Genomic DNA, 26115 nt, shown 5'->3' with positions numbered 1-26115 from the left:
GCATGAGGAACATGCCGGATGAAGCTGGGGCGCTGCAACCGGCGGCAAGCCCATTATGCCATACCGGCCTGCCGGTGCGTTCAGCGGAGCAGGCGCAAAGGGGGTGTCGGCTCGGCATTGCGCTACGTGCTTTATACGGCTTTGCTTCCGGACAGCTTTCCGACCAGGCAGAAAAGGGTGAAGGCGACGGCGTCGAACAGCACGATGGTGGAGCCGACCGGCGTGCTGAACAGGATGGATGCCAGAATGCCGATAAGGGCGCACACCACGCCGATGGCGGCGGCCAGAGCGGTCACGCTTCGGAAGGTCCGGCACACCCGCATGGCGGACAGCGCCGGAAACACCACAAGGGCGGAAAGCAGAAGCGCGCCAACCAGATTCATGCCCACCACGATGACGAAGGCGATCATGATGGCGACGGCCAGGTTGTATCGGGCTACGGGCAGGCCGATGGCCTGGGAGAACGCCTCGTCGAACGTGACCGCGAAAATACGGTTGTACAACAGTGCGAAACCGCCCACCACGGCAACGGACATAACGCCGCACACACCCACGTCGAAGGCGGTCAGCGTGAGGATGGAAGTGGAGCCGAACAGCGTCGAGCACACGTCTCCGGACACGTTGGATTTTGTGCCGAACACGTTCATGATCAGGTAACCTGCGGCGACGGCGGTAACCGACATCATGGCGATCGCCGCATCTCCTTTCACTTTGGAAGACTGGCCGCGCCGCAGCAGCAGGACGGCGGCGATGACGGTTACCGGCGCGATGAACAGCATTTCCCGCGTGGTGCCCGCAACCGCAGCAACGGCGTAAGCGCCGAAGGCCACATGCGACAGGCCGTCACCGATGTAGGAGAGACGTTTCATCACGAGGGTCGTTCCCAGAAGCGACGAGCACAGGGCCACAAGCGCGCCCACGATGATGGCGTTCACGACGAAGGGGTAGCTAAGGTATTCCGCCAGTTGGGCAAACGAACTCATACGGTACCTCCTTGCGTTACCCAGGCTGACGCGGGGTGAAGCTTTGCTGTCTTATCCCGCACTTCCAGCACCTGGGTGGCGTGGGGGAGCGCCGCGGCCACATCGTGGGTTACGGCAAGCACGCCCACGCCGCTTGCCCTCAGCTCGTCGATGGTGCGGTAGAGGGATTCGGCGGCTTCGGGGTCAAGGCCGGTGGTAGGTTCGTCCAGCACCAGCAGCTTGGGGTAAGAGGCCAGAGCGCGCGCCAGCAGAACGCGCTGCTGCTGGCCGCCGGAAATGCTGCCGAAGGGCATGTCGCGCAGCTCGCAGGCGCCGACGCGGTGCAGTGCCTCGGCGGCAGCCGACTTGTCGGCCCGCGAGTAGAAAGGCCGTTTTCCCAGGCGGGAAGCCCGGCCCGACAAGGCGACCTCCCAGACAGAAGCCGGGAAGTCGCGTTGGGATTCTCCCTTTTGGGGCAGGTAGCCCACCTCGCCTGCGGCCGCTTCGTCTCCGAATGCGACATCTCCTGCCAGGGGAGGCTGCAACCCCAGGATGGTCTTGAGGAGGGTTGTTTTGCCTGCGCCGTTCTCGCCGACGACGAACAGGGCGTCTCCCGCTCCGACGGAAAACGAGATGTCGCGGGCCACGGGGGTCCCCGCATGTCCGACGGACAGCGCTGTGCAGGTGAGGTAGGCCATGCGTGCTCCTTAAGCCAGGGCTTGGGTCAGGACGTCCAGATTGGCTTCCATGGCGGACAGGTAGGTTTTGCCGGCGGCGACGTCTGCGTCGGTGGTGGACTGCAGCGAATCCATCACCAGTATCTGCTGGTCCTTGCCGCCCGTGTTCTGGACGACCGTCTGGGCGATGGTCTCTTCCGAGTTCTCGATGACGAGTACGGTTTCAAGGCCCAGCTCGTCTACCTTCTGGGCCAGAAACGCGATGGTGTCGAAACTGGCTTCGGTTTCGGCGGAGCAGCCGACGAAGGCGGCGTAGTAGTTCAGGCCGTAGTCATCCACAAGGTAGCGGAAGGGGAAGCGGTCCGCGAACACCACGGTGTCCTTGGCGGCGGCGTTTACGGTTTCGGCATAACGGCTGTCCAGATCGGAAAGCTGGGCGTTGTAGGCTTCGGCGTTGGCGGCGTAGGCGTCGGCGTTTGCGGGGTCGATCTCGGCAAGCTCGTCGGCGATGGCGCCCACCAGCACCTGGGCGTTCTTGAGGGACAGCCACACGTGCTCGTCAAGCTCTGCTTCGCCATGCTCGTGCTCGTGGTCATGCTCGGCGCCTTCCTCATGGTCGGCTTCGCCGTGCTCATGGCCATGGTCGTGCTCTTCGGCCTCCATGCCTTCGACGATTTCCTCTTCAACCGCGGCGTCGCCTATCGCTTCGAGCATGTTCACGGTGTGCAAATCCGGGTTGTTCGCGGCTTCGACGGCGTCGGCGGCCCATTCGTCGGACTCGCCGCCCACGTAGACGAACAGGTCCGCGTCGGCGATTTTGGCGATGTCTTCGACCGTGGGCTGGTAGCTGTGCAGGTCCACGCCGCTGCCCATGAGATAGGTGACCTCGTAGTTCTCGGCGTTTTCGCCTATCACCTGGTTGACCCAGTCGTAGGCTGGGAAGGTGGCGCACACGATTCGGATGGTGTCGCCTTGGTTCTTGTCTGCGTTTTGGCTGTCAGTGCCGGTGCATCCGACGAGCAGCCCGATGCAAAGCATTGCCGCCGCGAGGGCGGCGTTCACGATGTGTTTCATGATGATGCACTCCTTTACGGCCTGGGCGGCCGCATTCGATTGTTCTGGAAACATGGTGGCGGACGTTCGGGCGTCCGCTGCGGAGTGCGTATCAGATGCGCAGCATCGTTCCCAACGAGACGGGCGTCTGGGCTGAGCGCACGAAGCTGACCTGGCATGACAGGATGGTATGCGTGTTGTGGATGGGCGATACCGTTGCGCTTGCGGGCTGAAGGTTCCAAACGATGCGCAGGACGGGGCGCGCAACCGTGATGCCGATGCACAGCCCCAACATGGCCTGCGCGCATCCGGCAGCCAAGCACAGCACGCAGCCGTCGCCGGTGCAGGCATGCCCATGCAAAGCTTCGACGGCCACCATGCTGGCGGCGGCGATGATCGCCACCGCCAGCGTGAAGATGCGGGAGTGCGCGGTGCGCTTGGATGTTGCAAGGCCGGTGCTCATCATGCAGATTCCAGACGGTGCCCTTCGTTTCGAAATTGAGAACGATTCTCAAATATAATACGCGAAGGGGAGGACGACATCGCCGCGAACGGAAGTTTCTGCACCGAGCCGCCACAAAAAGAAACGGGGCGCGCAAAGAGCGCGTCCCGTACATGGGTGGGTTCGGATATGGGGAAGGGCCGTTTCGCTAAAGGCTTCTTCCCAGGTCGTAGGCCTCTTTGAGATGGCGCGATCGTCGGGTCATGGCCGGAGTGCCGCATCCGCCGCCGATAACGCGGCCGCAGTCGCGCATGTTCAGGTAGCCGACGAGCGTGTCGTAGTGCGCCTCCAGGGCCTTGAAGGTCCGATCGTCGTCGTTCCAGGCGACGGTAAGCAGCGCCGATTTCAGATGTCTACCGGAAATGGACGGGTTGGCGGAACAGAACCGGTCCACGACGATCTTCAGCTGGGCGGTCATGCCGAAGTAATAGAGAGGCGTGGCGAACACCAGCATGTCAGAGCCTAGGATGCGCTTCCGCAGGTCGTCCATGTCGTCCGACAATGCGCATGGCCCGCCGAATCCGCAGGCCACGCATCCTGTGCAGGGGGCTATGTCCAGGCCGTCCACGTCGACGATGTCCACGGCATGCCCCGCTTCCCGCGCTCCGCGGGCGAACTCGCCGGCCAGCATGGCCGTCGATCCGTTCGTGTTGGGGCTGCCTTGCAATACAAGGATTCTCATCGCTGCTGTTCTTCTTTCAGGTATTTAGCGTTGGTCAACCACACATGCTCCTTGCCGGCGTCGGCGGGCTTGTTCTGCGCCATGACGCCGACGATTGCGTGCGGCACGTAGGGCTCTTCAAGATAGGCTACTTCATCTGCGGAAAGCTTCAAATCAACGGCTGCTGCCGCACCGTCCACATGATGCAACTTCGTGGCCCCGGCGATGGGCGAAGCCACCTTGGTCAACAGCCATGCCAGCGATACCTCGGTCATCGACACGCCATGCGAATCGGCCACTTCGGCCACGCGCTCGATTACGCGGGCGTCGGCTTCGGCGGTGGCGTCGTACTTGAACTTGGCGTAGGAGTCCTGCTCCAGACGTGTGCTGGTTTCCCCAGGTCGGCGGGACAAACGTCCGCTTGCAAGCGCGCTATAGGGCGTAAGTGCGATGCCTTCTTCGGCACAGCACGGTGCCACCTCACGCTCATCCTCGCGGAAGATCAGGTTCATGTGGTTCTGCACGCTCACGAACTTCGGGAAGCCTTCGCGCTCGGCCAGGGCGTTGGCCTTCTCCAGCTGCCAGGCGTACACGTTGGCGATGCCGATGTAGCGTGCCTTGCCGGAGGCCACCACCTGGGACAGCCCTTCCATTATGTCGTGAAGCGGCGTGTTGTAATCCCACATGTGGTAGATGTACAGGTCCACATGGTCCATGCCCAGGTGCGTTAGGCTGGTGTCGATGCTGTTGGCGATGTGCTGCTGGCCCGTCACGCCGTCTGCGATTTCGTCGGCCGTGCGCGGCAGGAATTTCGTGGCCACCACCACGTCGTCGCGGCGCGAAAAATCGCGCAGGGCTCGTCCTAAATACTCCTCCGACGTGCCGTTTTGGTAGGCGATAGCCGTGTCGAAGAAGTTGATTCCGGCATCCAGCGCCCGCTTCACGATGGCGCGCGTGTCGTCCTCGCCGACGGTCCAGGTGTGCTGTCCCGTCTGAGGGTTGCCGAAGCCCATGCAGCCCAGGCAGATGCGCGAAACGTTCAGGTCGCTTGTGCCAAGCTTGATGTATTCCATAAGGTTTGATGCCTCCTACAGAGAGTTTGCCCAGTTAGCAAGCTCGGACTTTGAAGGACGGCCGTTCAACAGGCGTCCCGGCAGCACCTTGGCGTCCGGCACCAGCGACTGCATGCGCTTCGGCGCCTGGCCCAGGCCGCTTCCGCCGCTGGTGGCGAAGGGCACAACCGTCTTGCCGGCGAAATCGTACGCCTCCAGGAACGTGTCGATGATGCGCGGCTCGACGTACCACCATACGGGGAAGCCCACGAACACCGTGTCGTAATCGGCCATGTTCGCAACCGTTTTCGCAATGGCCGGGCGGCACGATTCGTCGTTCATCTCGAAGGTCGTGCGGCTCGACTTGTCCTGCCAGTTCAGGTCGGCGCGTGTGTAGGGCTGCTCGGGCGCAATCTCGAACAGGTCGGCGCCTGCGGCGTCTGCCAGGTCCTTTGCCACGCGTCCGGTGGTTCCGCTTGCGCTGAAGTATGCAACCAGTGTTTTGCTCATGTTCGATTCTCCTGTTCAATCGTGCGCCGCCCGACGTTGTTTCGGGCGGCGTAGCGTTAGTACCTGTTGATCCGACACTTCGATTTGATGCGTTTGATATCGTCGGGCAGCTCGTCGAAGGGCATGTTGCGCGGCGTGTCACAGGTGCCCGACTCACGTGCCACGTCGTAGAACCAGCACTTGTAGTGGATGAAATCGCGCGCCAGCTTCAGCTCCTCGATCTGCGCGTCGATGGCGGCCTGACGCTCGTAGACGATGCGGCGGCGCTCCTCGATGGTGGAATCGCCTTCGATGTACAGCCGAATGTACTCGCGAATCTCCTTGATGGGCATGCCCGAGACCTTCAAACGCTCCACAAAGCGCATCCATTCCAGGTCGTCCTCGTCGAACAGACGACGGCCGTCGCTTGAGCGGCGCTGGTTGGGGATGAGCCCGTTCTTCTCGTAGAAGCGAATGGTCGACGCCGGCATCCCCAGCTCAGCCGCCGCATCGCCGATGGTGTACATCTTCTCCATCGTCTAGAGTTCCTCGATCAGCTTGGCCACGCGTGCTGCCTGGTTGCGGCCTGCATCCGCAATCGCCTTGCGGGCGGCATCGTCCACACGGCTCGCGTAGGAGACGCCGAAGGTGTACTCGCAGCCTGAGAATTCCATCCCTGTAAGCGCGCAAGCTCCCTTCGCCGGTACCAGCAGGTCCTCAACATGCACCGCAGCACCTTCGCCATATGCCTCTTCGGGTGCGCCGATGGTCATGGACAGCACGAGCTTCTTGCCGACGAGCGCCTTGCCCTGGCTGCCGTGGGAGAAGCCGTGTGCGAACACGTCCTCCATCCACTTCTGCAGAAGCGCCGGCATGCCGTACCAGAACACCGGATACTGCAGCACGATGACGTCGGCGTCAACGAGCTTCGCCTGTTCGGCGGCAACGTCGATCTTGTAGTCCGGGTAAAGCAGGTCGAGGCGATCGACGGTGTAGCCCTCAAGCCCTGCGAATGCTTCCACCATTGCCTTGTTGGCAACGGAGTCGCCTTCCAAATTGGGATGGCCGGAAACGATGAGTACGTTCTTCATGATGTGCCGCCTTTCTTAGTCCATGACCTTTTCCCAGAAGCGGATGGCGTTGATGCCCAGCGAATCCGCCAGCTCTTCCAGCTCGCGCACCTCGGTGTCGGTCAGTTCGACGGCCGCTGCCGCCGCGGCGTCGGCCACGTGGCGTTCCTTGGTCACGCCCACGATAGGAAGCGTGCCCTTGGCGATGGCCCAGGCAACCGGCACCTGTGCGATTCCGACGCCGTGCGCTTCGGCCACCTCGGCCAGCTTGGCGTTGAGAACCTCCAGCTTGTCCAACACGGGGTTGTACGTGGCTGCGCGTGCGGAGCCTTCGGGCATGGGGTTCTTGGTGTCGTACTTACCGGACAGCGCGCCCTGTTCAAGCACCATATAAGAGAAGAACACGACGTCGTTTTCCCTGCACCAGTCCAGAATGCCCGAGTCGATGGAACTGCGGTTGATCGGGCTCAGGTGGTTCTGCACCGCGCCCAGCTTCAGGCCGTGCTCGCGCAGGATGGCGTCGGCCTCCTTGATTTCGGCCAGGTTGTGGTTGGACACGCCGATCATGGGGGCGTCGTCGCGGCCCTCGAAGAATTCGGCCAGCGCACGGATCCAGTTGGGCGCCTGCGCGGTGTTGTGCACCCAATAGATGTCGAAGCGGTCCAGACCCATAAGATCAAGTTGCATGTCGAGCATCGCCTTCACGGGGTCGGCGGCGGAAGCGTCCATGCACTGCGGGGTCAGCTTGTCGGAGACCAGGTAGCTGTCGCGCGGCAGGCCTTTCAGGAAGCCGCCGAGCACCTTTTCGGATGTGCCCATGCCGTAGGCGTATGCGGTGTCCCACAGGTTCAGACCGGCCGCCATGCCGGCGTCGAAGATGGGCTTCAGCTCGGCCGCGTCGATGCCGCTGCCGAAGGTGCCGTCGTTGCCCCAGGCCCATGCGCCGAGTGCAATCTTGGGGAGTTTGATGTCTGTCATGTTCAATATCCTTTTACGTATGATTGTGTTCGCTGCGACGTCGTTGTAGATGATTCTGCGACTTAAACCATAGTTTAAGTCAAGAGATAATCTACAATATTTTCGAGTTTTCTTGAATATGGGTGCAGAAGGGACACTGCGGTTTTCGATTCAGGAATCGATGCTTTGCCATTCAGCCTGTTTTCAGGGTCGGGTGGCATGATGTGCCCAATCGAACACAACGTTCGATTCGCAAGAGCATCTTTTGGCAATCGCCTGGTCGGCCAGTGCTGGCACCGGGTCGGATCAGGCATCGCCAATGATTTCACAACCTTTGGTTCGCTTGAGGAACGGAGAACGAGAGACCATGTACGCATCGCAGTCACAACATATTGCCGGGTCGGTTCGGCAGGTCTGCCGAGCGGCGACCGCTGCCCGCAGGATCTGGATTGCCGGCGTCGCAGCCATCGCGTTCGGCTGCCTGACCCGCGGCATGTTAGAGGTTTACAGCATTGCTTTGCCGATTGACCTGGCGGTCTTCGGAGTGGGTGCAATCCTGCTTCTCGTCGGCGCAGCGCTGATGCCGAAGCGCCCGTCCCGCAAAGGGCGTTAGTACGCGCGCTGCGCCAGGGAATGCCCTACTGAAGCGACAGCTCCACGGTCACATCGTCGCCTCCGAACACGTCGAGCAAGTCGTCGCGTGACACGCCGTCGATATGGGCAAGACGGGTGAAGTTCCAGGTGTTGGTGTCGTAGTAGATGGTGATCTGGTTGCCCTGGTATAAGATCACGTCGCCCGGGGCGGTGGTGATCTGCTCGTCGTTGGCGGGCAGATCGAAGCCCAGCGGCCCAACCTTCTCGAAATCGCCGTAATCGTGCAGTTCCAGCGTCAAAGGGCCGTCCTGCAGCCGATCGGCAAGGGCGCGGGCCGAAGAGTTGTCTTCGAATGCGGCAAGAAACGTGGTTCCGTTTGCGGTAATGGCCAGCATGGGCTCCTCCTGGGGTTGTGCGGGTTGCGTTTCGGTGGTTTCGGCCTCCGACTCTTGGGGCGCGGCGGCCTCGGTGGTTTCGGCGTCGTTTTCCGCCTGGTCGGAGGGCGCCCCGACGGCTGCAGCGGATTCCGTGCCGGACGGGTCTGCGGCATCCTGAGGCTGTGCTGCCTCGCACGAGGGGAGGGCGATGGCCGCCGCCACCAGGAACGCCGCTGCGAATTTCGCTCGTTTCATATTTACAGCGACCTTCCGAACGCTTCCAGTTTTTCCTGCATCGCGGGGGATTTCGCCTCGGCCCCTACCGCCGTGAACACGCCCATGTCCTGGGTGCGGAAGTACCCGTGGATGAACCCGTTGTAGATGGACCGCGACGCGTCGTATACATCGGGGGCGCCGGAGCTCAGGATCATGGCCGATTTGCGGCATCGCTTGGGGATGTCCAGGGCGTACGTGCGGTGGATGGCGCAGGAAAGCTGGCCGGTGTGCGACCCGTAATAGATGGGGCTTGCCAGCACCAGCATGTCCATTTCGTTCCATTCGTCGTAGATCGCCTGCATATCGTCTTTCTGGATGCAGGAGCCGTTGCCCTTTGTGTGGCAGTACTCGCAGCCGCGGCATCCTGCGATGGTCATGTTGGCCACGTCGAACACGATAACCTCATGTCCTGCGGTTTCGGCACCGCGCTTGAACGCGGATACCATTGCGGCGGTGTTTCCGTTTCTGCGGGCCGAGCCGTTCAGCACCATGATCTTCATACCGAATCCCCCTTTATTCAAACCTTAAGCCAGCTCGATGCGCAGGTCGAAGTCGCCGTCCAGCGATTGGACCTTCGCAAGCTCGGAACCTTCGATACGCCCCATTACAACCTGGTCGCCATAGCGGCCGGAATGCTCCTCGTCTCCGTACAGCACGGCGAACCAGCCGCCGTGGGGGTTGTAGTTCACATCGCCATTGACCCATCCGGAATGCACGTCGGCCTCATCGTAAGGCAGGGCGAAGGGCATCCGACCGCAGAAGTCGATGCCCGTGCCTCCCACGGGGATGGTGACCGGCAGCTTCTCTGCGAAGGCTTTGGCGGTTTGCGAATCGTTGGGCTGGGCGAACACTTCGGTATTCCCGAAAACGAGTTTGATGGTGGTCATGTACGTTCCTTTCGTGGGCATTGCCGTCATCGGGCGGCAAGCCTGTTCATCTCGTAGGTCAGATAATCCAGACAATCGATGCGCCGTTGCTGCTCATGCAGCTCTTCAAGTGTTTTGCGGCGGAATCCCTCGATCGCCTTCAGGCCGTCCTTCGGGCGGCCTTCGTCGTAAGCCCGCATGAACGCCTCGATGCACTCTTCGGTGCAGCAGGCGTCCCGCAGCCCTTGGACGATGTCACATCGCGCGTGCATGGCCGTTATCTCAAGGCGTTGGCGAAAAACGATTCCAGCTTGTCGAAGGGGATGCGGTCCGTGCGGTCGTACAGATCGATGTGTTCGGCATCTTCGACCACGTACAGCTCCTTCGGTTCGGATGCGGCTGCGAAGGCCTTTTCGCTGAAGAACTTCGAATGGGCTCGGTCGCCCATGATGAACAGGATGGGGCGAGGGGATATCTCGTCGATGAAGTCGAGCAGGCGGAAGTTGGCCATGGCTGCATTCGATGTGGTGGTGAACCCGCCAAGTGCGTTGGGATGGTGTCCGCGAGGCACCGCATAGAAGCGCATCCATTCGTTGGTCAGCGGGTCTGTTTCGGGAAGGGCATCGACGTCTTTGTAGGGCGTCTCAGGGAAGCTGGGCAGGTATTCGGGACGGCCGGCTTCGAAGTCGACCCAGCGTTGGGCGGCCAGCCGGTCCTTTTCGGCCTGCAGAGCCTCCAGGTTGTCGCCGAACATGCCGCGGACGTCGGAAATGTCGTACATCGATGTGGTTGCCACGGCTTTGATGCGGGTGTCGACCTGGGCTGCGGACAATGCGAAGCCGCCGGATCCGCAGATGCCGATGACCCCGATCCTCTCACGGTTCACGTAGGGAACCTTCACGCCCAGGTAGTCGACGCAGGCGCTGAAGCTTTCCGCGAAGAGCTCCGGACTGGACACGTTGCGGGGCTCGCCGCCGGATTCGCCCATGAACACTTGGTCGAAGGTGAGCGCCACGAATCCGCGGCGGGCAAGTTCGCCGGCGTAGACGCAAGGGCCTTGCTCCTTCACGCCGCCGTAGGGTGCGCCTACGATTATGGCGGGAAGTTTGTCTCCGTCGGCGATTTCGGCCGGTCGGTACAGGTCGCCGGCGATAGCGATGCCGTAACGGTTGTTGAAGCGCACGTGCTCACGTACGACGCCTTCGGGCAGGTTTGCGATGTATCCGTATGCCATAGATGTATCCAATCCAGTCTGTTTTCTTTCTTGAGGACATCTTGGCACGGATTGCATCTATAAACAAATACCTATATCGGATATACTGGTATACATATTCTGTATAGTAAGGAGAGCGTATGGACGTCGAGGACTTGGAACGGTATCTGGCTGTGGTGCGGGAAGGCACCATTTCAGGGGCCGCCGCCGCATTGCATATCGCCCAGCCGTCCCTTTCGCGCCAGATGCGCGATTTGGAAGAAGGCCTGGGGGCCACGCTGTTCGAGCGCGGCAACCGGCGCATCACTCTGACCGAAGAGGGCATGATCCTGCGCAGGCGCGCGGAGGAGATCGTGCGGCTCGTCCGCCAGGCCGAACGCGAGGTGGCCGAGGCGGGCAGCTCGGTTTCGGGCGACGTCTACATCGGTGCGGGGGAGTCGCAGGCGTTCCATGTTATCTCGCAGGTGGTGGCCCGCGTGCAGGCCGACCACCCCGACATTCGCTTCCATACCGTGAGCGGCGACACGCAGGACCTGATGGATCAGATAGCGAACGGCCTTCTGGACGTCGCACTCGTGTTCAGCGACTTCGACCAGGCCTTGTACCAGTCGGTGGCGGTTCCCGATGCGGACGCCTTCGGCATCCTGATGCGCAAAGACGATGCCCTTGCAGCCAAAGATTCGGTAACCTATGACGACCTGGCCGGCCGGCCCGTGCTCGTGTCACGCGCGTTCATGCCGGCAGCCGAGGGGAGCGAGGCGCTGCGTTCGCTACGCATTGCGGGCACGTACAACCTAATCTATAACGCCTCGCTTATGGTGGAGGACGGCATCGGCATTGCGTTGGCATTCGGCGGATTGGTGAACACCGGTCCAGAAAGTTCGCTGTGTTTTCGACCGTTGGAGCCTGCGCAGCAGGTCACAGGCCGTGTGATTTGGAAGAAATACCAGGTGTTCGCGCCGGCGGCCCAGCTGTTCGTGGACGCGTTGAAAGAATCGCTTGTCCGATAGGCCCGAAACAGGAGCGTTCGCCGACGACCGCGAAAGGCTTCCCGATTCCCTTCGACGACATGGTTTCAGAATAGGCGCCTCACGTGAATTCGGCCTTAAGAAAGGCCGGGCGCATGCAGGACCTGCACGACTTTTCGACGTATGCCCACATGCTCGCTGCTGCGTTTCAGGTAGCTCGCATCCACGGCTCCGTAGGCCCGTTTGCGCACGAAATAGAACGCCGCGAGCATGGCTACGCTGGTGACGGTCCAGCTCACGGGGTAGACCGCGATGAGCGTGGTGAACGTGGGACTGAATTGGAACACGGTGAACACCCAGATGATGCGCAGGACGCAGGACCCTATCACGGTGATGATCGTGGGCGTCATGGACCAGCCCATGCCGCGCATGGTGCTTGCGGCCAGTTCGTATGCCGTGGCGATGATCTGAAACGCCGTGCCGGTCCAAAGCCGCGCAAGCCCGTAGCGGATTGCCTGCTCGCTGGTGGTGAAGATGCCCAGGGCCGTCGACCCCAGCGTGAGCCACACCGTGTTGAGCACCACCACGCTTCCCATAGCGAAGGCCATGCACAGGACGAAGGTCCTGTCGCAGCGGTCGAGCTGACGGGCGGCGTAGTTCTGGCCGACGAAGGTGACGGCCGCCTGGGTGAAGGCGTTGATGAAGAAATACGTGTAGAACTCGAAGTTCAAAGCGGCGGCCACGCCAGCGGTGGATGCGGCGCCGAAACTGTTGATGGCCGACTGGATGATGACGTTGGAGAATGCGAACACCATGCCCTGCAGGCCCGCCGGGGCACCGATTTTCAGGATGATCATAAGCTCGGATTTCTTCGGGCGGATCTTTCGCCAGTTCAGACGGTAGGGGCCTTCTTCATGCATGAGGAACCAAAGCACGATGCCCGCGCTTGCCGCGTTGGCTATGTCCGTGGCGATGCCGATGCCCGCAACGCCTAAGGGCAGGACGGTCACGAACGCGATGTTGAGCACAGTGTTGAGCATGGCGCCCACGATGAGGGCGTACAGGGGGCGCATGGTGTCGCCCTTGCTGCGCAGCACGGCCGACCCGAAGTTGTACAGCATCGCGAACGGCATGCCCAGGAAGTAGATGACGAGGTAGACCACGGCCAGGTCGAAGGCGTCCGCCGGCATGCCGATGAGCGTGAGGATGGGCCCGACGAGCGCGATGCCGAGCGTCAGCAGCAGCGCGCCGCTGACCAGGGCCACAAAGATAGACGTATGCACGGCGTCTGAAATCAGGTCGCGCCTGCCGTTGCCGATATGCATGGCCACGACCACGTTCGTTCCGATGGCCAAACCGGTGAACAGACTGATGAGCAGCATCACCACGGGCATGGAGCCCCCGATGGCCGCCAATGCGTCGGCGCCGACGAAGCGTCCCGCCACCGCGGAGTCTGTGGAGTTGAAGAGCTGCTGCAGGATGCTGGCAACGGCGATGGGCATGGCGAACCGCACGAGCTTTCCCGCAATGGGCCCGTTCATCATGTCGATGTTTCTGGAGGTGTTCTTCAATTCGCGTCGTGGGCGTTGTCGGGCAGTCGCGTTTCTGCGGCTGGGGGCAGCGCAGAACTCATCTCCTGTCTTGAATCGCGCCGTCGCAAAACGCATGTCAGTATCGACCTCGATTCTGGTTGTGCCAACACGTCGAGGGAAGTGTTCACATAATTACTACGCACGAGTCCGTCCGCCATCGAAATGTGATGAAAATGAGATGGAAGACCAGGTGAAATGGGACGAGGAGCGACAATTCCGTCCCTTAATCGGACCGCATTGTGTTGACCTCGTGCCTTTCGGTGACGCACCTTTTCCAACGGGGCGTCGAAACCTATCCTGTGGAACTCGCCAACGGCGAAATGTATGTGAATCGCGATACGATTAAGGGCAGGGACCTGATGTTTGCAACGATTTTGGAACTCCTGAGCGAAGTTCCGGTAACGACCATCATCGACTATCTGGGTGTGTTCATTGGTGTGGTGGCGGGAACGATCTATGCCATCGACCGCAAGATGGACACGTTCGGAGCGGCGTCGCTGGGCATGGTCACCGGCTTCGGCGGCGGCGTGGTTCGCGACGTGCTGCTGCAGGACCAGGGCATGTTCTTCACCCAGCATCCCATGGTGGTGCTTATGGGCATCATCATCAGCATGGCGCTTTCAAAAGGGCGCAAACACCTGTCCTATTTCTACGACAAGCTGTTCTACCTTGATGCGTTCTGCATGGCCTGGTACGTTCTGGCCGGCGCCAGCAAATGCTGGTACGCGGGCTCGGGTGCCGTCATATCCATCATCCTGGGCAGCGTGACGGCGGTGGGCGGCGGTGCCTGCCGCGACATCTGCACGGGCGAGATCCCTCGCATCTTCCTGCCGGGCAAGTTCTACGGCATTTCGAGCTTGGTTGGCGCCGTCTTCTATGTGGTCCCCATGTCTCTCGGCGTTCCGAACAACGTATCCTCGGTGCTCTGCGTAGGCTCGGGTTTCCTGCTGACAGTGCTCAGCGAGCATTTCAACTGGCAGTCCCATGGCGAATCTGCCAAAACGGAGCTACTGTAATCCTCAAGCCGTCCGTCCGGGCGGCTTTCTTGCGTCTGCGGGGCTTTGCGGCACGGCGGAACGGCATTTCGTGGATGCCGGCGGCGCGAATTTGCCAGAAATGGCACCGTTATATTAAAAAACTTAATAATTGTAGCAATTTTACAATCGCGTTCAGTATATTTAGGATTAAAATATGCAGCATGCGCAACGGACCGAGCCTGGTATTCGCCCGATCCGCTACGGGAAACATATCCAGGCAACAGGAGGTTCGTATGAATTCGAATTCTGTGCGTGCGGCCGAAGTGTTCGGCCGCGTTGTGATGGCCGTGATTGCAGCCATCGTCATGTTCTCGCTGATGATGCCGTCAGCACATGCATTTGCTGCAGACAACGCAACCCAGACTGCAGCCGAGACCGCTGTTGAAACCGAAGCGGACGCGAACGCTGCCCAGAGCGCTTCCAGCGATGCTCCGACGGAGAAAGCTGAAATCACCTTGGCAAGCTCTTTGGCCTCTTGGGGTTTCGCGCTGGCATGCGTTGTCGGTGAAGCCGTGGTCCTTAGGACGGCGGAGCACCGTAATCAGGCGTAACCGCACACGTCATATGTCGGCTCAGAGAAGGGCCGCCCCCGACGCACGTTCGGGGGCGGCCCTTCTTCATTCGGGTCTGAATCCGTTTGCCGCGGGTGTGCCGGCCTTATGCCGAAGCCGCCGGCACCCTGACGCACAGTCGGGCGCCGCCGAGCTCCGAATCCTCTGTGTAAGAGGTTCCTCCCATGGTCTGGGTGGCGTGTTTTACAATGGCAAGGCCGAGTCCCGTGCCGCCGGTCTCCCTGGAGCGCGACGGGTCCATGCGGTAGAACCGTTCGAACACTCGCTCCTTCTGGTCGTCGGGGATGCCCGGGCCGTTGTCCGCCACCGACAGCTCGATGTTTTCGCCGCACCTGGCCACCTTCACCTCAACCAAGCCTCCGCCGTATCGGATGGCGTTTTCCAGCAGGTTGCACACCACCTGGTCGGCCAGGGCCTGCGACCCGAAGATCAACATCCCCGAAGGGCAGTCGGTGCGGATTTCGGTGCCGTGGGCCTGTGTGGTGTTCTCCAGTCGGGCTACGGCGCGCAGGCACACTTCCGAAAGGTCGATGGGAAGTGGTTCGCCGAAGGCGTTCTCGTCCAATTTGGACAGCAGAAGCACGTCATCGATGAGCTCGCGCATCGCATGGGATTCTGACCTGATTAGGCTGGCGAACCGCTTCGTGTCCTCGGGACCGGCCACGCCGCTTTCGATGAGCTCCGCATAGCCGCCGATAACCTGCAGCGGCGATTTCATCTCGTGGCTGACGTTCCCGGTGAATTCCTTGCGCATGTTCATGGACTTTTCAAGCTGCTCATTTTGGCCGATAAGCTCGCTACGTTGCGTCGCAATGCGGGACAGGAGCGGCTCCACCTCCTCGTAAGCTTCGCTTTCTAGAGGCTCATCCAGATCGACGGACAGAAGAGGCGTGACAACCATGCGGGTGATGGTCCGGGCCAGCGCTGCGGACAGGGCCGCAGCTAGAAGCGCCGCCAACGCGAGTGGGACGAACAGGCTTCTCAAGTAATAGGGGAGGGATGTTCGGGTCTCCGCGAGCCTTAGAACCACGTCTTCGTCATTGACGGCGACAGCCGCGTAGACGGTGTCTGTACCCGTTGTTGCCGACCTGCGGTGCACTACGATCTCGTCGCCGTGCCGGGCCGAAAAGATTTCTTCTCGGTCGGCGTGGTTGGCCATGGTCGACGGGTCGGCGTCGGTGTCGTACAGGATGGTCCCGTCAGGGGCGACTAGCGTTATGCGGGTGTCAGCAAGGGCCGTGCGGGCCAGCTCCGCCTTCATCTCCTCGGTATCCATGCCGCGCAAATCAGCTGCCGTCGTTTCCGTCTGGTGCACCAACCGCTCTTCGGCGTTGCCTTCGTACACCATCCAGCTCATGGCCACGACGGTCGTTGTGGCGGCCAGGAATACGACCAAGGACAGCAGGAAGAACGCAGCGAACAAGCGGCTTGAGAGCTTCTTCCTGTTCTTGGTCTGCGCCATGGCTATCCTTCTTTCGAGAACCTGTATCCAACCCCGCGGATCGTTTCTATGGCGTTGCCCGCGCCTGGGTAGGCGTCGTTGAGTTTGCGACGCAGCGTCTGGATGTGCGTGTCCACGGTTCGGGTTTCTCCCACAAACGACACGTCCCATACGTCTTTGAGCAGTTGCGAGCGGGTGAATGCCCGGCCAGGGTTTTCCATGAGTTTGCGGAGCAGGTCGAACTCCTTGAGCGTCAGGTCGAGTTCGGCGGTGCCGGCGAAGGCCTCGTGGTCCCTGACGGACAGGGAGATCGGACCGATGGTCACGGCTCCATCCCGGCCGTCTGCAGGATGGGCCATGGCAGGGCGCCTGAGCAGCGCCTTGCATCTGCTGACCAGCTCCATCATGCCGAAGGGCTTGGCAAGGTAGTCGTCGGCCCCGGAATCAAGCCCCAAAACCTTGTCGAATTCGGTTCCCTTCGCGGTGAGCATCATGACCGGCACTTCTGCCATATCCGCGTTGTTGCGAATCCAGGAGAGAATGGAAAGGCCGTCTTCACCAGGCAGCATGATGTCAAGCAACACCAGGTCAGGACGTAATTTTGAACATGCTTTCTTGAAATCGCCGGCAGCAGCGAAGCCACAGGCTTCTAAACCCTGGGAAGACAGGGCGTACAATGCCAGCTCACGTATGTTCTGGTCATCTTCGACGTAGTAAATCATACGTTCATTATAGGCTAGCGGTTCCGATTCCCGTCCTATGCCATTGTCAAATTCTTGAAAAGTCGATTCAGCGGCGTCGGCTCGTCCCACGATGGCGCTCCTTTGTCGTTGAGTTGTTCCTGTTACGCTTGTTTTGCGGCTTCCATGTAGTCCGCAGCGCGGCAGTCGTCGGCTGCAATGGTCTTAAGCCGGCCCATACGGCGGGGTGCCGTCGTTCGCATCTGCGGTGCGTGGTGGCTGTTCGCTGTGGCGTTCGTCGTGGTCAGGCCGCTCGTTCTTAGGCGTTGTCGAAGAATCGTTCGGGCCCGTATGCCTGTGTTGCTTGATAAGGCGGACGATATACCTGATCACCTTTTGTGCGATCGACGTCTGCGGCGCATAGGGGTCGTAGTGGTTGTCCGGATCGTAATGCATGAAGGCGTCCGTTCGAAGGGGGGCTGTTTTACAGGACGAGCAGGAAGATGTAGGTGAACACGTAGGCGATAAGGCCGCATCCGGGGAAGGTCAGCACCCAGGTGAGCACCATGGTTCCGGCCAGGTCCCATTTGACGTTGCGCATGCTCTTCTCGGCACCGACGCCCATGATCGCCGTGGTCTTGGTGTGGGTTGTGGACACGGGGATGCCCGTGAACGTGGCCAAGGCGATGCAGAAGCAGGCGGCCAGGCAGGCGGCGAATCCCTGGTAGGTTTCCATCCTCACCATGTTCATGCCGACGGATTTGATGATCTTGCGTCCACCGACGGCGGTGCCCAAACTCATGGTGAGGCTGACGAGCACGACCATCCACAGGGGGAATGCGCTCATCTCGGTGGTGCCGTATATGCCCAGCATGACGGCGAGCATGCACAGCGACAGGAACTTCTGGCCGTCTTGGGCGCCGTGGAGGATGGCCACGCCTGCTCCAGCTGCGATCTGCATCCAGTCGAAGGCTTTGGTCGCACGCCTGCGGTGCATCTGCGAGCAAGTCATTTTAATGAGTCTCGTGAAGAGCCAACCTGTGCCGAATCCCAGACCGGTGCTCACGACCAGGCCGTATACGACCTTGATCCATTGGTCGGGATTCACGCCGCCCAAACCGCCCTGCAAGGCGATGGCAGCGCCGGTGATGCCGGCGATGAGCGAATGGCTCTGGCTGGTGGGAATGCCGAACGCCCATGCCGCAACGCCCCAGACGATGATGGCGACCATGGCGGCCGCAAGGGCCACAAGCGCCGCATGGGTGTCGCCGCCGAAGTCCACCATGCCGAAGATGGTGCTGGCAACGGCGGTGCTGACGGCGGTAATGCCCACCATGCCGATGAAATTGCAGATGGCAGCCATGATGATGGCGGGTGTCGGTGCCATGGCCTTCGTGCCGACCACGGTGGCGATGGCGTTGGGTGCGTCGGTGGCTCCGTTGACCATTGTCGCTCCCAGACAGAGCACAATGATGAGCAGCAGAATGGGATTCGCTGCAAACGCTGCTGCCACCGTCGCTAAAGATACCGTCATGATGCGTACCTTTCGTCATATGGTTCATTAACGGAGACGATGATACGAACCGACGGTTCGGCGGCTGTTAGGCGAATGTCAACTTTGTGCAAAGCCCGTTCGCACAAAAAAGGGGCGATCTGCCGGCAGCCGCGGCCTTTTGGGGGAGCGGTCGGGCGGCGCTTCTAGAACTATACATTAGAAGACTTGAATACTGAATTTTCATTCTGCCGTAGGTCTGTCATTATGGTCGTGCATGATTTAACAATCGGCACTGCAGCTGCAAGCCGACAGAGACGAGGGGAGTTCTCGTGGCGACGTTTCCTGAGATGATGAAGAGGGCCCGCAAACGTTCGCGGATTTCGACGAGAATCCGGTCGGGTCTGCTTCCATCGCGCAGGTGCACAAGGCGACGCTTCCCGACGGCACCGTCGTTGCCGTGAAGGTTCAGCGTCCCGGTATCGTCGATACGGTGACGAACGACTTGGCCATCATGGAGCGAATCGTCGACGTCTACGATTGCGTGGTGCCCGAAGGGGAGGGCCTGTCCGTCAAGGAGTTGGTTGACGAGATGGTGCGCACCTCCACCGAAGAGCTGGATTTCGAAAACGAGGCAAACAATCTGGAGAGGTTCTTTACCAACAACGAGTCTCGCGAGCGCGTGACATCGCCTCGTTGCTACCGCGACTACTCCACCTCGGCGGTGCTGACCGAGGATTTCGCGGGCAGCCCTTGCGTGGAGAAAATCGACGGCCTCGGGCTGTCCGACAATCAGCGCGACGACTTGGCCTATCTGGTGGCCCATAACTATATGGAGCAGTTCATGGAGGATGGTTTCTATCATGCCGACCCGCATGCGGGCAACGTCCTCGTCCTGCCCGATGACGGCGGTATCGAATGGATCGATTTCGGCATGATGGGCACGATGACCTCGGGGCAACGCGATACGCTTGAACAGCTTATTTTGGCCCTGGTGAAAGGTGATGCTTACGGGTTGAAGCGCCAGGTCCTCAAAATCGCCAAGCCCCGCGGGGCGGTTGACCATGCGGCTTTGCTCGAACTGTGCGAAACCATGTCGGACCAGTTCATCGGGGTGGATTTGGAAAGCTTCGACACAGGTGCGCTTGAACATGGAGCTTTCCAGCAACGAGCGTTTCGCCAAGGACCTGCGTGCCGTTGCCTCGATCGTATCGCTGGCGTTGGTGAGTTCGGCCTTCATCCTGGGGTGCTGCATCCTGGGGGCGTCGGAGGTCTCGCCCGGCTTTGGCGGCGTGCCGATCATCGGCATCATAGGGCTCGGTTTCAGCCTGGTTTCGGTGGTCTACATCTTCATAAAGGGGCGGCCGTATTTGAAATAGACTGTCTGGTCAAAGGCCGATGGCGCAAGGCGATACGGTTGATTCCAAGGGAGGGTGCAGGGCGCCCTCCCTTCGTGTATGGGGGCGGCTTCGTGCCGGAGCTTGTACGTCTGTGGATTCGCACGTTCGTTTCTCCACAAATGTTGACGCATCAACAAATGGTCTCTACAATCCCGACGTTGATGCATCAACATCTATGCGTGAACATTCGGTTTTGCAGACTTGAAAGGGGGCTTGCATGGCAAGCTCTTCGAACATACAGGTGATCATCGATTCGACCACCGATATGCCCGCCCGTTTCCAGGATCGGTTGGAAACGGTGCCTCTGACCGTGTCCTTCGGCGACCAGGAGTACCTAGACGGCATCAACTTGAGCCGCGACGAGTTTTACGAGAAGCTGGAATCGGGAGTCATCATGCCGAAGACCAGCCAGGCGACCCCGATGGCTTTCGAGCAGGTCTATTCCGAAATCCGAAAAAGGGGCCAGCAAGGCATCGTCATCACTGTGGCGTCGCAGTTTTCCGGTACCTACCAAAGCGCCTGCATCGCGGCGGATGCCTACCCGGAAATTCGTGTAATCGACAGCGGCAGCGTATCCATCGGGGCCGGCATTCTGGTCGAGCACGCCCTTGCGTGCGCCGAAGCAGGCATGGGGCTCGATGAGCTCGCGGCCGAAATCGAGGAGAAGCGCGAGCGCATCTGTCTGATGGCGGTGCTTGACACGCTGGAGTACCTGAAGCGCGGCGGTCGCATCTCCAAAACCACGGCGTTCGCGGACGGCGTCCTGAACGTTAAGCCGGTGGTCAGGGTGAAGGAAGGTGAGATCCTGTTTCTGGGCAAGGCCCGCGGTTCCAAGAAGGCCAACAACTTTCTCATCAAACAGACGGAAGAAAGCGGAATCGACTATGCCTTGCCGATTCTACTCGGCTATACTGGGACGTCAGACGAGCAATTGCAGAACTACATAGAGGACAGCCGTGCTCTATGGGAAGATTACCGGGATGAGCTGGACTGCGCGCAGATCTGCAGCGTTGTGGGAACCCATGTGGGCCCGGGCGGCGTTGTGGCCGCGTTCTTCATGGTGCAGACTGTCTAGGGTTGTCGGCGACTGGGTATTACCGGTCCGAGGGAACTAGGTGCTTGAATGGAACGATTCGAACAATATACCTTGTCGCTTTTCACCATCAACCGGTATTGGAACAGGATTGCCGCCGAGGAGATGCAGCAATACGGCATGAAGGGCACCTATGCGCTGTACCTGGAGGTTCTGGCGGCTGCCGGCAAGGAGCTTACGGCCGCCCGCCTAGCCGAGATAACCCAGCGCGACAAGGCCGACATCTCGCGGGCCGTCGCCGTGTTTCAGGAAAAAGGCCTGGTGGAACCTTATGGTGAGAAACGCTACCGCGCCCCGATCATCCTGACGGACGAAGGCCGGGCCGTGGCCGAGCAGGTCCAGCGCAAAGCCGCTGCAACCCTCGAGGCCGCCGGCCAGGGTCTTTCCGAAGAGGTGCGTGAAAACGTGTACCAAGGCCTGGCGGTCATCGCCAAGAACATGAGGGAATTCGCCGAACGAAACGAGTGACAACCACCCGAACCTGCGTCAGTCGAAGAGCACGCCTTTCAGACAGATTTGCTGGCGGTTGGCGTCAAAATCCCAGCTATGGCAGGCGCCGCCGCGGCAGAAGCGCATGTGCTCGCAGGAGCAACACTCCTCGCAGGAGTCGCCGATATCGCGCCTGAACAAGGTGAACTCGTTTTCCCACACATCGCGTAGCCGACGCTTGCGAATGTTGCCCTGCACGGTGTCGGGTCGGCGGGGGATGTCCAGGCATGCGGCGATGTCGCCGTTGGACGTGACGCTCGCCGTGTACACGCCCGCGTTGCACAGCCAGTACCAGGGGCGCACCTCCACCTCGAAGTCCAGTCCCAGATAGTGGCTGCAGCCGTACTCCACGGGCCAGCCCTGGGCGCGCTTCTCGCGGATGAACCCGAACATGCGGCGCAAGTCGTCAGGCGTGCACATCAGGTCGGGGCGTTGCAGCGCGCGACCGATGGGTTCCACGTTGATGACGCGCCACGAATCGATGTCCACGTCGCCAAGCATGTCGAACATCGCGTCCAGCTCGTTCACGGTCACGTGGTTCACCACAGTGGTCACCTGTACGCTGGAAAAGGCGCCTTCGTCGATGAGGCTCTGCACGCCTGCCATCGCGCGGTCGAACCCGCTGGAGCTCGCGCGGAACCGGTCGTGGCTTTCAGGCGTTCCGTCTATCGATATCGAAACGGTGCGCATGCCGCATGCCGCCAGTTTGTGGGCCACTTCGGGCGTGATGAGCGTGCCGTTGCTGGTCATGCCCCAGTCGAATCCCAGCCTGTGCGCATGCCCCATGATGTCGAAGAAATCGTGGCGCAGCAAAGGCTCGCCGCCCGTGATGCACAGGTAGGGGAGCTTGTCGGCGAAGTCTATCTTCACCTGGTCTATGACGCTGCAGAATTCCTGGGTCGACAGCTCGTCGCCGCGGGCAGCGGTGCAGCTGCTGCCGCAGTGCCAGCAATGCTCGTTGCATTGCAGTGTGAGTTCCAGAAACAGCTTGCGCAGCTCGGGAGCGCGGTAAAGCTGCCGGGTGTAATCGGCCAGCTGGTTGAGGTGCTGTTCTTTCAAGGCATGCATGTGGTTTCGGCCGATCCGTATCGGTTCGTTATCGTTGCTCGTCCGCGCCCTCGGAGGGTTCGCTGGTTTCAGACTCGTTTTCCGACGTGCCGCCCTGATCGGGCTTATCGGGGTTGCCGCCGTGCTGTTCGAACCACTCCGGCGGCCCGTACACGCACACGTTCTCGTTGCTGCTGGCGATGAATTCCGGCTTGTCGGAATCATCGTAATATTCGGGCGGACCGTACACGTCGACGTTCTGGTTGTTGGTCGGGTCGTATCCGGGCTCGAACCATTCCGGAGGCCCGTACACGCACACGTTCTCGTTTTCGTCGACTACGAAGAAGCCGGGGCCGGCTGCATTTGCGGCTTCTGCCGAGGAGGGAATCGTCTGCTCGGGGTCTTTCGCGGGTTCGTAATCGACGGACTGGATGTCGGCTTCGTCAGCGTACGCGGATTGGGCGGAAGATGACGTATACGACGTCTGGCCGGTGGTTACGACCCCGGAAGAGGCGCTGGCCTGGTCGGCGTTCGCCTTATCGGCGGTTTCGGCTTCGTCCTCGGATGCGTCGGGGGATTCGTGTTCGGCTTCGTCCACAATGTCTGCGGAGTCGTTGTCGTCGAAGTATTCGGGCGGGCCGTAAACATCCTCGTTCTCGTTGTTCGCCGGATCGTAGACGGGTTCGGGGTCGGGAGGGCCGTATACGGCTACAGGCTGGTTGCAGCTGGGAATGAAGAGCGCGCCTGCCACAGCCGCCCCTGCCACCAGGGAAGATGCCGTGACGAGTCCGATTGTGCGCTTCTTCATGACGCTGCTTGCCTCCCTTTGTGCACCGATTGCACCGACCTCATTATACCGTCGAGCCATAGACGCCGCAAATTTGCGTCAGCAGGCAAGCTCGCTGACGTTGGGCATTCGTGGTTATACGAAAGGATGTTTTCGGAAATGCGAAGCGTCGCTACCAGGCGAACACGGCAATTCGGTTGTTCAGGTTCTTGCCGACGGTGGCGGCGAACAGCTTGCCGCGCAGCGTGTGCTTGCGCATCTCCTCGTTGTAGCTGCGTTCGGACACAAGCTGCATCCTCGGCTCCAGCTCGACGAATTCCGCACCAGACTTCGTGCCCCATTTGAACGTGGCGTTCGTGTTCTTGATGGCGTCGTGCTTGTCGGAATGCTTGGCCATAACCGGCGAATTCATCTCGCACACAAGCCAGCCGTGCTCGAAGCTGTCGCACAGCATGTGCAGGCATGTGGCCGTCTGCTCCTTCGTGAAATATTCGACAACGCCTTCTAGCACGATTATGTAGTCCCGGCCCTTGGGAAGCTGTGCGGTCCAGCCGCCGTCAAGCGCGTCGCCGTCCATCATGGTGCAACGCGGACGGTCTTCATACACCTTGCGTCGCACGGCGATCTGGTCGGGCAAGTCCACGTCGAACCACTCGATGCGCCCGTTGTCCACCTGGCTGAACTTGTCGTCGAAGCCGCACCCCAGGTTTATGCAGACCGCGTCGGGAAACTTCTCGATAAGCGCGCGCAGCGCATCTGCGAACATGATGGTGCGCGCCACCACGCCTTCATGGGAGAGGAAGGGGTCGTATTTGCTCACGTCCACGCCCAGGGTGCGGATGATCTCGGCCGCCTTCTCGTCTCGGATGCGCGGGTTGGGGCGCGCGGTTTCGCTTGCGCGTATGGCCAGTGTGACCAGCGCTGTCTCTTGGATGTCGCCGAATGTGATGTCCATAGGCCTCCTATCGATTGACGTGTGACGACCCTATTATATAGGTAGAAGTTAGAAAACGCTAACATTGGGTTGGGCCAATGGCGCTTGGTGTCGGAACCATCGCAGGGGTGATGTCCGATGTCGGAATTTCTGGCAGATTGAAAGAATTGGTTATACGTTAGTTATGAAATGCCAATGGATACGTTAGAATCCATCGCGTCACACGTGGCGCCTGCGGTCGCTGCGGTACAGAAACGGTATCCCCGAAGCGAAAGACGGTCTATCCTCCATGAGCCCACTGCAGGGAAACATCTGCCTTCTCGCCGTCACGTTCGTCTGGTCGTTCGAGGTGATCGTCCATGCCGCCATCCCGCACGGCATCAGCCCCTTCGCCACATCCTGCGTCACGTCGCTCATCGGTGCAGTGCTTCTGTGGGGGTACTTCTTCAGGCGCATCATCCTGGTCCTCAAATGGCATCGCGATGTGTATGCGCGCCGGCTGCTTCTGCTCGGCGTTTTGAACGCGATTTACAACGTGCTCTACCTCATCGGCCTTGAGTATTTCAACGTTTCCGTCGGCGCCTTCACGGCCTCGATGACCGCGGTCATCCTGCCGGTCATGGTCCTGGTGATGAAGCACTCCATCAGCGCGCGCAGCTGGATTTCGGCGGGAATGATCCTTTTCGGCATCTTGGTCGCGGTTTCGCCGAACGTCGGTCAAAACGAGATTCCGGGCCTGGCGCTCATGGCGTTGGGCGCCATGTTCCGAGCCCTGTTCATCGTCAAGTTGAACGAGTACGCCCAGGTGTACGATCCCGTGACGCTGGCCGCCGGCCTGACGGGCGTAAGCGCCGTCCTTTCGTTCATCCCCTGGGCAATCGTGCAGCCTGCGACCTTCCTGGCGCTGCCGTGGAGCGGCAGGCTCATCGCCACGTATTTCATCTACGGATACTTCATCGTGGCGTTCGCGACCGTGCTGAACATCTACGCCCAGAAGCGTACGTCTGCGACGCATGCGACCATCATCTACTCTACCGAGATCGTCTTCACCACCGTGTGGGCGATGTTCCTTCCCTCTGTCATCGTGCACCATGTCGAGATCACGCTGCCGGTCGTCATCGGCTGCCTGTTCGTCGTGGCGGGCAACCTGATCGAAATCTCGCCCAGCAAAGACGACGAGAAAGGCCACTGGAAGAAGGATGCTGAAGACGACGTCATGATCAGAGTTTCGCACCCGTATGCACGTCTGCTGGACAGCACGAAGACCCCGTTCGGCAGAAGCGTCTTGCTGTTCGCCGCGTTGCTCGTGGTCTACTTGGTCATTGCGCTGCCGTTCAAGGTATTGCTGGTCATACCGGGGTTCTCAGACATTCGGCCCGTGTACATGCTCTATCCCGTGTACGGCATCTTCTTCGGTGTGCCGGGATGTTTGGCCACCGCCTTCGGGAACCTCATTTGCGACGTCGTATCCGACGGCCTGCGGTTGTCATCCATATCGGGTTTCATAGCGAACTTCCTGTACCCGTACATCCTCTATATCCTGTGGACGAAGGTGCCGAAGACACGGTTCTGTCTGCGCAGACGGCGCATGTTGACGGCGTTCGTCGCAAGCTTCGCTATCTGCTCGGTCTTGCAGGCGCTGATCATCACGCCCGCTGTCGCACATTTCTATCCGGATGTGGACGCCGGCCTGTTCGCCCTTTCGGTCATAGGGAATGGAACGCTGTTCCCGTTTTTCTTCGCGGTTCCGTTCATCATGCTGATGCAGGAGGAATTGGGCTACAAGCCTCTCACCGGCCCCCGCATGGCCAAGGCGCAAGAAGCCTAGCCTGTG

The 26115-nt window shown here is 60.5% G+C and carries 30 protein-coding genes and 1 pseudogene; 8 read left to right on the top strand and 23 right to left on the bottom strand.

The features are described 5' to 3' along the window. Nucleotides 1–131: 131 nt before the first annotated feature. The 10 genes from SHEL_RS08945 to SHEL_RS08900 form a co-directional block, all read right to left on the bottom strand. On the bottom strand, nt 132–983 hold the full coding sequence (locus SHEL_RS08945; protein WP_012798945.1) for a metal ABC transporter permease: 852 nt from the start codon (nt 981–983) through the stop codon (nt 132–134). Then, nucleotides 980–1660 carry a metal ABC transporter ATP-binding protein gene (locus SHEL_RS08940; protein WP_012798944.1) on the bottom strand — a complete coding sequence of 227 codons (681 nt, stop codon included), beginning with the start codon at nt 1658–1660 and terminating at the stop codon, nt 980–982. Before SHEL_RS08940 ends, SHEL_RS08945 begins: the two co-directional genes overlap by 4 nt. Before the next feature lie 9 nt (nt 1661–1669). Further along, nucleotides 1670–2713 (bottom strand): metal ABC transporter substrate-binding protein, encoded by a 1044-nt coding sequence (locus SHEL_RS08935; RefSeq protein ID WP_041422536.1) that lies wholly within the window; start codon nt 2711–2713, stop codon nt 1670–1672. A gap of 91 nt (nt 2714–2804) precedes the next feature. Next, nucleotides 2805–3158 (bottom strand): hypothetical protein, encoded by a 354-nt coding sequence (locus SHEL_RS08930; RefSeq protein WP_041422535.1) that lies wholly within the window; start codon nt 3156–3158, stop codon nt 2805–2807. Between the two features lie 184 nt (nt 3159–3342). Then, a complete protein-coding gene (locus SHEL_RS08925) occupies nt 3343–3876 on the bottom strand; it encodes a flavodoxin family protein (protein WP_012798941.1) in 534 nt (177 codons plus the stop codon). Further along, a complete protein-coding gene (locus SHEL_RS08920) occupies nt 3873–4928 on the bottom strand; it encodes an aldo/keto reductase (RefSeq protein ID WP_012798940.1) in 1056 nt (351 codons plus the stop codon). Before SHEL_RS08920 ends, SHEL_RS08925 begins: the two co-directional genes overlap by 4 nt. A 15-nt stretch (nt 4929–4943) precedes the next feature. Beyond that, a complete protein-coding gene (locus tag SHEL_RS08915) occupies nt 4944–5417 on the bottom strand; it encodes a flavodoxin (protein ID WP_012798939.1) in 474 nt (157 codons plus the stop codon). A gap of 56 nt (nt 5418–5473) precedes the next feature. Then, on the bottom strand, nt 5474–5932 hold the full coding sequence (locus SHEL_RS08910; protein WP_012798938.1) for a MerR family transcriptional regulator: 459 nt from the start codon (nt 5930–5932) through the stop codon (nt 5474–5476). A 3-nt stretch (nt 5933–5935) separates the two neighbouring features. Further along, nucleotides 5936–6487 (bottom strand): NAD(P)H-dependent oxidoreductase, encoded by a 552-nt coding sequence (locus SHEL_RS08905; protein WP_012798937.1) that lies wholly within the window; start codon nt 6485–6487, stop codon nt 5936–5938. A 15-nt stretch (nt 6488–6502) separates the two neighbouring features. Beyond that, entirely contained in the window at nt 6503–7444 is a 942-nt protein-coding gene (locus SHEL_RS08900) for an aldo/keto reductase (protein WP_012798936.1), read from the bottom strand. Between the two features lie 346 nt (nt 7445–7790). Here SHEL_RS08900 and SHEL_RS08895 point away from each other — a divergent pair, with 346 nt between their 5' ends. Further along, nucleotides 7791–8036: a hypothetical protein gene (locus tag SHEL_RS08895; protein WP_012798935.1), complete on the top strand. Its 246-nt coding sequence runs from the start codon at nt 7791–7793 to the stop codon at nt 8034–8036. Nucleotides 8037–8061: 25 nt separating this feature from the next. On the opposite strand, the gene SHEL_RS15465 is transcribed toward SHEL_RS08895, so the two are convergent. From SHEL_RS15465 to SHEL_RS08870, 5 genes are read right to left on the bottom strand one after another with little or no spacing between them, the layout of a single operon-like run. Further along, entirely contained in the window at nt 8062–8649 is a 588-nt protein-coding gene (locus SHEL_RS15465) for a cyclophilin-like fold protein (RefSeq protein WP_012798934.1), read from the bottom strand. A 2-nt stretch (nt 8650–8651) separates the two neighbouring features. Then, nucleotides 8652–9170 (bottom strand): flavodoxin family protein, encoded by a 519-nt coding sequence (locus SHEL_RS08885; protein WP_012798933.1) that lies wholly within the window; start codon nt 9168–9170, stop codon nt 8652–8654. A 24-nt stretch (nt 9171–9194) separates the two neighbouring features. After that, the gene (locus SHEL_RS08880; RefSeq protein WP_012798932.1) at nt 9195–9557 is read right to left on the bottom strand and encodes a cyclophilin-like fold protein; all 363 of its coding nucleotides are present in this window, start codon (nt 9555–9557) and stop codon (nt 9195–9197) included. 26 nt (nt 9558–9583) lie between these two features. Continuing rightward, nucleotides 9584–9808: a hypothetical protein gene (locus SHEL_RS08875; RefSeq protein ID WP_012798931.1), complete on the bottom strand. Its 225-nt coding sequence runs from the start codon at nt 9806–9808 to the stop codon at nt 9584–9586. A gap of 5 nt (nt 9809–9813) precedes the next feature. Then, nucleotides 9814–10770 carry an alpha/beta hydrolase gene (locus SHEL_RS08870; protein ID WP_012798930.1) on the bottom strand — a complete coding sequence of 319 codons (957 nt, stop codon included), beginning with the start codon at nt 10768–10770 and terminating at the stop codon, nt 9814–9816. A gap of 119 nt (nt 10771–10889) precedes the next feature. On the opposite strand from SHEL_RS08870, the gene SHEL_RS08865 reads away from it, so the two are divergent. Continuing rightward, the gene (locus tag SHEL_RS08865) at nt 10890–11759 is read left to right on the top strand and encodes a LysR family transcriptional regulator (RefSeq protein ID WP_012798929.1); all 870 of its coding nucleotides are present in this window, start codon (nt 10890–10892) and stop codon (nt 11757–11759) included. A 95-nt stretch (nt 11760–11854) separates the two neighbouring features. Here the strand turns inward: SHEL_RS08865 and SHEL_RS08860 are convergent, their stop codons facing one another. Further along, nucleotides 11855–13261: an MATE family efflux transporter gene (locus tag SHEL_RS08860; RefSeq protein WP_012798928.1), complete on the bottom strand. Its 1407-nt coding sequence runs from the start codon at nt 13259–13261 to the stop codon at nt 11855–11857. A 407-nt stretch (nt 13262–13668) separates the two neighbouring features. Between SHEL_RS08860 and SHEL_RS08855 the strand changes: the two genes are divergently transcribed. Then, nucleotides 13669–14325, top strand: coding sequence for a trimeric intracellular cation channel family protein (locus SHEL_RS08855; protein WP_169304515.1), 657 nt, complete (start codon nt 13669–13671; stop codon nt 14323–14325). A gap of 254 nt (nt 14326–14579) precedes the next feature. Beyond that, entirely contained in the window at nt 14580–14897 is a 318-nt protein-coding gene (locus SHEL_RS08850) for a hypothetical protein (RefSeq protein WP_012798926.1), read from the top strand. Nucleotides 14898–15003: 106 nt separating this feature from the next. On the opposite strand, the gene SHEL_RS15890 is transcribed toward SHEL_RS08850, so the two are convergent. From SHEL_RS15890 to SHEL_RS08830, 4 genes are all read right to left on the bottom strand, one after another. Beyond that, complete coding sequence (locus SHEL_RS15890) at nt 15004–15672, bottom strand: ATP-binding protein (RefSeq protein ID WP_475908228.1); 669 nt, start codon at nt 15670–15672, stop codon at nt 15004–15006. 710 nt (nt 15673–16382) lie between these two features. Beyond that, nucleotides 16383–17081 (bottom strand): winged helix-turn-helix domain-containing protein, encoded by a 699-nt coding sequence (locus tag SHEL_RS08840; RefSeq protein WP_012798924.1) that lies wholly within the window; start codon nt 17079–17081, stop codon nt 16383–16385. 183 nt (nt 17082–17264) lie between these two features. After that, complete coding sequence (locus tag SHEL_RS08835) at nt 17265–17495, bottom strand: hypothetical protein (protein WP_012798923.1); 231 nt, start codon at nt 17493–17495, stop codon at nt 17265–17267. Nucleotides 17496–17523: 28 nt separating this feature from the next. Beyond that, nucleotides 17524–18573, bottom strand: a complete 1050-nt coding sequence (locus tag SHEL_RS08830) for an inorganic phosphate transporter (protein WP_012798922.1) — start codon at nt 18571–18573, stop codon at nt 17524–17526. A 337-nt stretch (nt 18574–18910) separates the two neighbouring features. Between SHEL_RS08830 and SHEL_RS14895 the strand changes: the two are divergent. The 3 genes and pseudogenes from SHEL_RS14895 to SHEL_RS08810 form a co-directional block, all read left to right on the top strand. Beyond that, nucleotides 18911–20176, top strand: a pseudogene (locus SHEL_RS14895) (AarF/ABC1/UbiB kinase family protein); the annotation flags it as partial. Further along, the gene (locus tag SHEL_RS08815; protein WP_012798920.1) at nt 20149–21006 is read left to right on the top strand and encodes a DegV family protein; all 858 of its coding nucleotides are present in this window, start codon (nt 20149–20151) and stop codon (nt 21004–21006) included. The pseudogene SHEL_RS14895 and the gene SHEL_RS08815, both read left to right, overlap by 28 nt. Nucleotides 21007–21054: 48 nt before the next feature. Next, a complete protein-coding gene (locus SHEL_RS08810; RefSeq protein WP_012798919.1) occupies nt 21055–21492 on the top strand; it encodes a MarR family winged helix-turn-helix transcriptional regulator in 438 nt (145 codons plus the stop codon). An 18-nt stretch (nt 21493–21510) separates the two neighbouring features. Here SHEL_RS08810 and SHEL_RS08805 read toward each other — a convergent pair whose 3' ends face one another. From SHEL_RS08805 to SHEL_RS08795, 3 genes are all read right to left on the bottom strand, one after another. Beyond that, entirely contained in the window at nt 21511–22581 is a 1071-nt protein-coding gene (locus SHEL_RS08805) for a radical SAM/SPASM domain-containing protein (RefSeq protein WP_012798918.1), read from the bottom strand. 28 nt (nt 22582–22609) lie between these two features. Next, nucleotides 22610–23368 carry a hypothetical protein gene (locus SHEL_RS08800; protein WP_012798917.1) on the bottom strand — a complete coding sequence of 253 codons (759 nt, stop codon included), beginning with the start codon at nt 23366–23368 and terminating at the stop codon, nt 22610–22612. 151 nt (nt 23369–23519) lie between these two features. Then, nucleotides 23520–24302, bottom strand: a complete 783-nt coding sequence (locus tag SHEL_RS08795; protein ID WP_012798916.1) for a class I SAM-dependent methyltransferase — start codon at nt 24300–24302, stop codon at nt 23520–23522. A 268-nt stretch (nt 24303–24570) separates the two neighbouring features. On the opposite strand from SHEL_RS08795, the gene SHEL_RS14455 reads away from it, so the two are divergent. Next, nucleotides 24571–26109 carry a DMT family transporter gene (locus SHEL_RS14455; protein ID WP_012798915.1) on the top strand — a complete coding sequence of 513 codons (1539 nt, stop codon included), beginning with the start codon at nt 24571–24573 and terminating at the stop codon, nt 26107–26109. Nucleotides 26110–26115 lie beyond the last annotated feature (6 nt).

The sequence above is a fragment of the Slackia heliotrinireducens DSM 20476 genome (assembly GCF_000023885.1).
GTDB classification, from domain to species: domain Bacteria; phylum Actinomycetota; class Coriobacteriia; order Coriobacteriales; family Eggerthellaceae; genus Slackia; species Slackia heliotrinireducens.
The sequence above is the reverse complement of the archived record's forward strand: the minus strand, read 5'-3'. Positions and strand labels throughout refer to the sequence as shown.

Excerpts from the sequence above, each read along its gene's own strand:
- SHEL_RS08945 (WP_012798945.1), bottom strand. The coding sequence starts at position 983 with ATGAGTTCGTTTGCCCAACTGGCGGAATACCTTAGCTACCCCTTCGTC.
- SHEL_RS08940 (WP_012798944.1), bottom strand. The coding sequence starts at position 1,660 with ATGGCCTACCTCACCTGCACAGCGCTGTCCGTCGGACATGCGGGGACC.
- SHEL_RS08935 (WP_041422536.1), bottom strand. The coding sequence starts at position 2,713 with ATGAAACACATCGTGAACGCCGCCCTCGCGGCGGCAATGCTTTGCATC.
- SHEL_RS08930 (WP_041422535.1), bottom strand. The coding sequence starts at position 3,158 with ATGATGAGCACCGGCCTTGCAACATCCAAGCGCACCGCGCACTCCCGC.
- SHEL_RS08925 (WP_012798941.1), bottom strand. The coding sequence starts at position 3,876 with ATGAGAATCCTTGTATTGCAAGGCAGCCCCAACACGAACGGATCGACG.
- SHEL_RS08920 (WP_012798940.1), bottom strand. The coding sequence starts at position 4,928 with ATGGAATACATCAAGCTTGGCACAAGCGACCTGAACGTTTCGCGCATC.
- SHEL_RS08915 (WP_012798939.1), bottom strand. The coding sequence starts at position 5,417 with ATGAGCAAAACACTGGTTGCATACTTCAGCGCAAGCGGAACCACCGGA.
- SHEL_RS08910 (WP_012798938.1), bottom strand. The coding sequence starts at position 5,932 with ATGGAGAAGATGTACACCATCGGCGATGCGGCGGCTGAGCTGGGGATG.
- SHEL_RS08905 (WP_012798937.1), bottom strand. The coding sequence starts at position 6,487 with ATGAAGAACGTACTCATCGTTTCCGGCCATCCCAATTTGGAAGGCGAC.
- SHEL_RS08900 (WP_012798936.1), bottom strand. The coding sequence starts at position 7,444 with ATGACAGACATCAAACTCCCCAAGATTGCACTCGGCGCATGGGCCTGG.
- SHEL_RS08895 (WP_012798935.1), top strand. The coding sequence starts at position 7,791 with ATGTACGCATCGCAGTCACAACATATTGCCGGGTCGGTTCGGCAGGTC.
- SHEL_RS15465 (WP_012798934.1), bottom strand. The coding sequence starts at position 8,649 with ATGAAACGAGCGAAATTCGCAGCGGCGTTCCTGGTGGCGGCGGCCATC.
- SHEL_RS08885 (WP_012798933.1), bottom strand. The coding sequence starts at position 9,170 with ATGAAGATCATGGTGCTGAACGGCTCGGCCCGCAGAAACGGAAACACC.
- SHEL_RS08880 (WP_012798932.1), bottom strand. The coding sequence starts at position 9,557 with ATGACCACCATCAAACTCGTTTTCGGGAATACCGAAGTGTTCGCCCAG.
- SHEL_RS08875 (WP_012798931.1), bottom strand. The coding sequence starts at position 9,808 with ATGCACGCGCGATGTGACATCGTCCAAGGGCTGCGGGACGCCTGCTGC.
- SHEL_RS08870 (WP_012798930.1), bottom strand. The coding sequence starts at position 10,770 with ATGGCATACGGATACATCGCAAACCTGCCCGAAGGCGTCGTACGTGAG.
- SHEL_RS08865 (WP_012798929.1), top strand. The coding sequence starts at position 10,890 with ATGGACGTCGAGGACTTGGAACGGTATCTGGCTGTGGTGCGGGAAGGC.
- SHEL_RS08860 (WP_012798928.1), bottom strand. The coding sequence starts at position 13,261 with ATGATGAACGGGCCCATTGCGGGAAAGCTCGTGCGGTTCGCCATGCCC.
- SHEL_RS08855 (WP_169304515.1), top strand. The coding sequence starts at position 13,669 with ATGTTTGCAACGATTTTGGAACTCCTGAGCGAAGTTCCGGTAACGACC.
- SHEL_RS08850 (WP_012798926.1), top strand. The coding sequence starts at position 14,580 with ATGAATTCGAATTCTGTGCGTGCGGCCGAAGTGTTCGGCCGCGTTGTG.
- SHEL_RS15890 (WP_475908228.1), bottom strand. The coding sequence starts at position 15,672 with ATGCGCAAGGAATTCACCGGGAACGTCAGCCACGAGATGAAATCGCCG.
- SHEL_RS08840 (WP_012798924.1), bottom strand. The coding sequence starts at position 17,081 with ATGATTTACTACGTCGAAGATGACCAGAACATACGTGAGCTGGCATTG.
- SHEL_RS08835 (WP_012798923.1), bottom strand. The coding sequence starts at position 17,495 with ATGCATTACGATCCGGACAACCACTACGACCCCTATGCGCCGCAGACG.
- SHEL_RS08830 (WP_012798922.1), bottom strand. The coding sequence starts at position 18,573 with ATGACGGTATCTTTAGCGACGGTGGCAGCAGCGTTTGCAGCGAATCCC.
- SHEL_RS08815 (WP_012798920.1), top strand. The coding sequence starts at position 20,149 with ATGGCAAGCTCTTCGAACATACAGGTGATCATCGATTCGACCACCGAT.
- SHEL_RS08810 (WP_012798919.1), top strand. The coding sequence starts at position 21,055 with ATGGAACGATTCGAACAATATACCTTGTCGCTTTTCACCATCAACCGG.
- SHEL_RS08805 (WP_012798918.1), bottom strand. The coding sequence starts at position 22,581 with ATGCATGCCTTGAAAGAACAGCACCTCAACCAGCTGGCCGATTACACC.
- SHEL_RS08800 (WP_012798917.1), bottom strand. The coding sequence starts at position 23,368 with ATGAAGAAGCGCACAATCGGACTCGTCACGGCATCTTCCCTGGTGGCA.
- SHEL_RS08795 (WP_012798916.1), bottom strand. The coding sequence starts at position 24,302 with ATGGACATCACATTCGGCGACATCCAAGAGACAGCGCTGGTCACACTG.
- SHEL_RS14455 (WP_012798915.1), top strand. The coding sequence starts at position 24,571 with ATGAGCCCACTGCAGGGAAACATCTGCCTTCTCGCCGTCACGTTCGTC.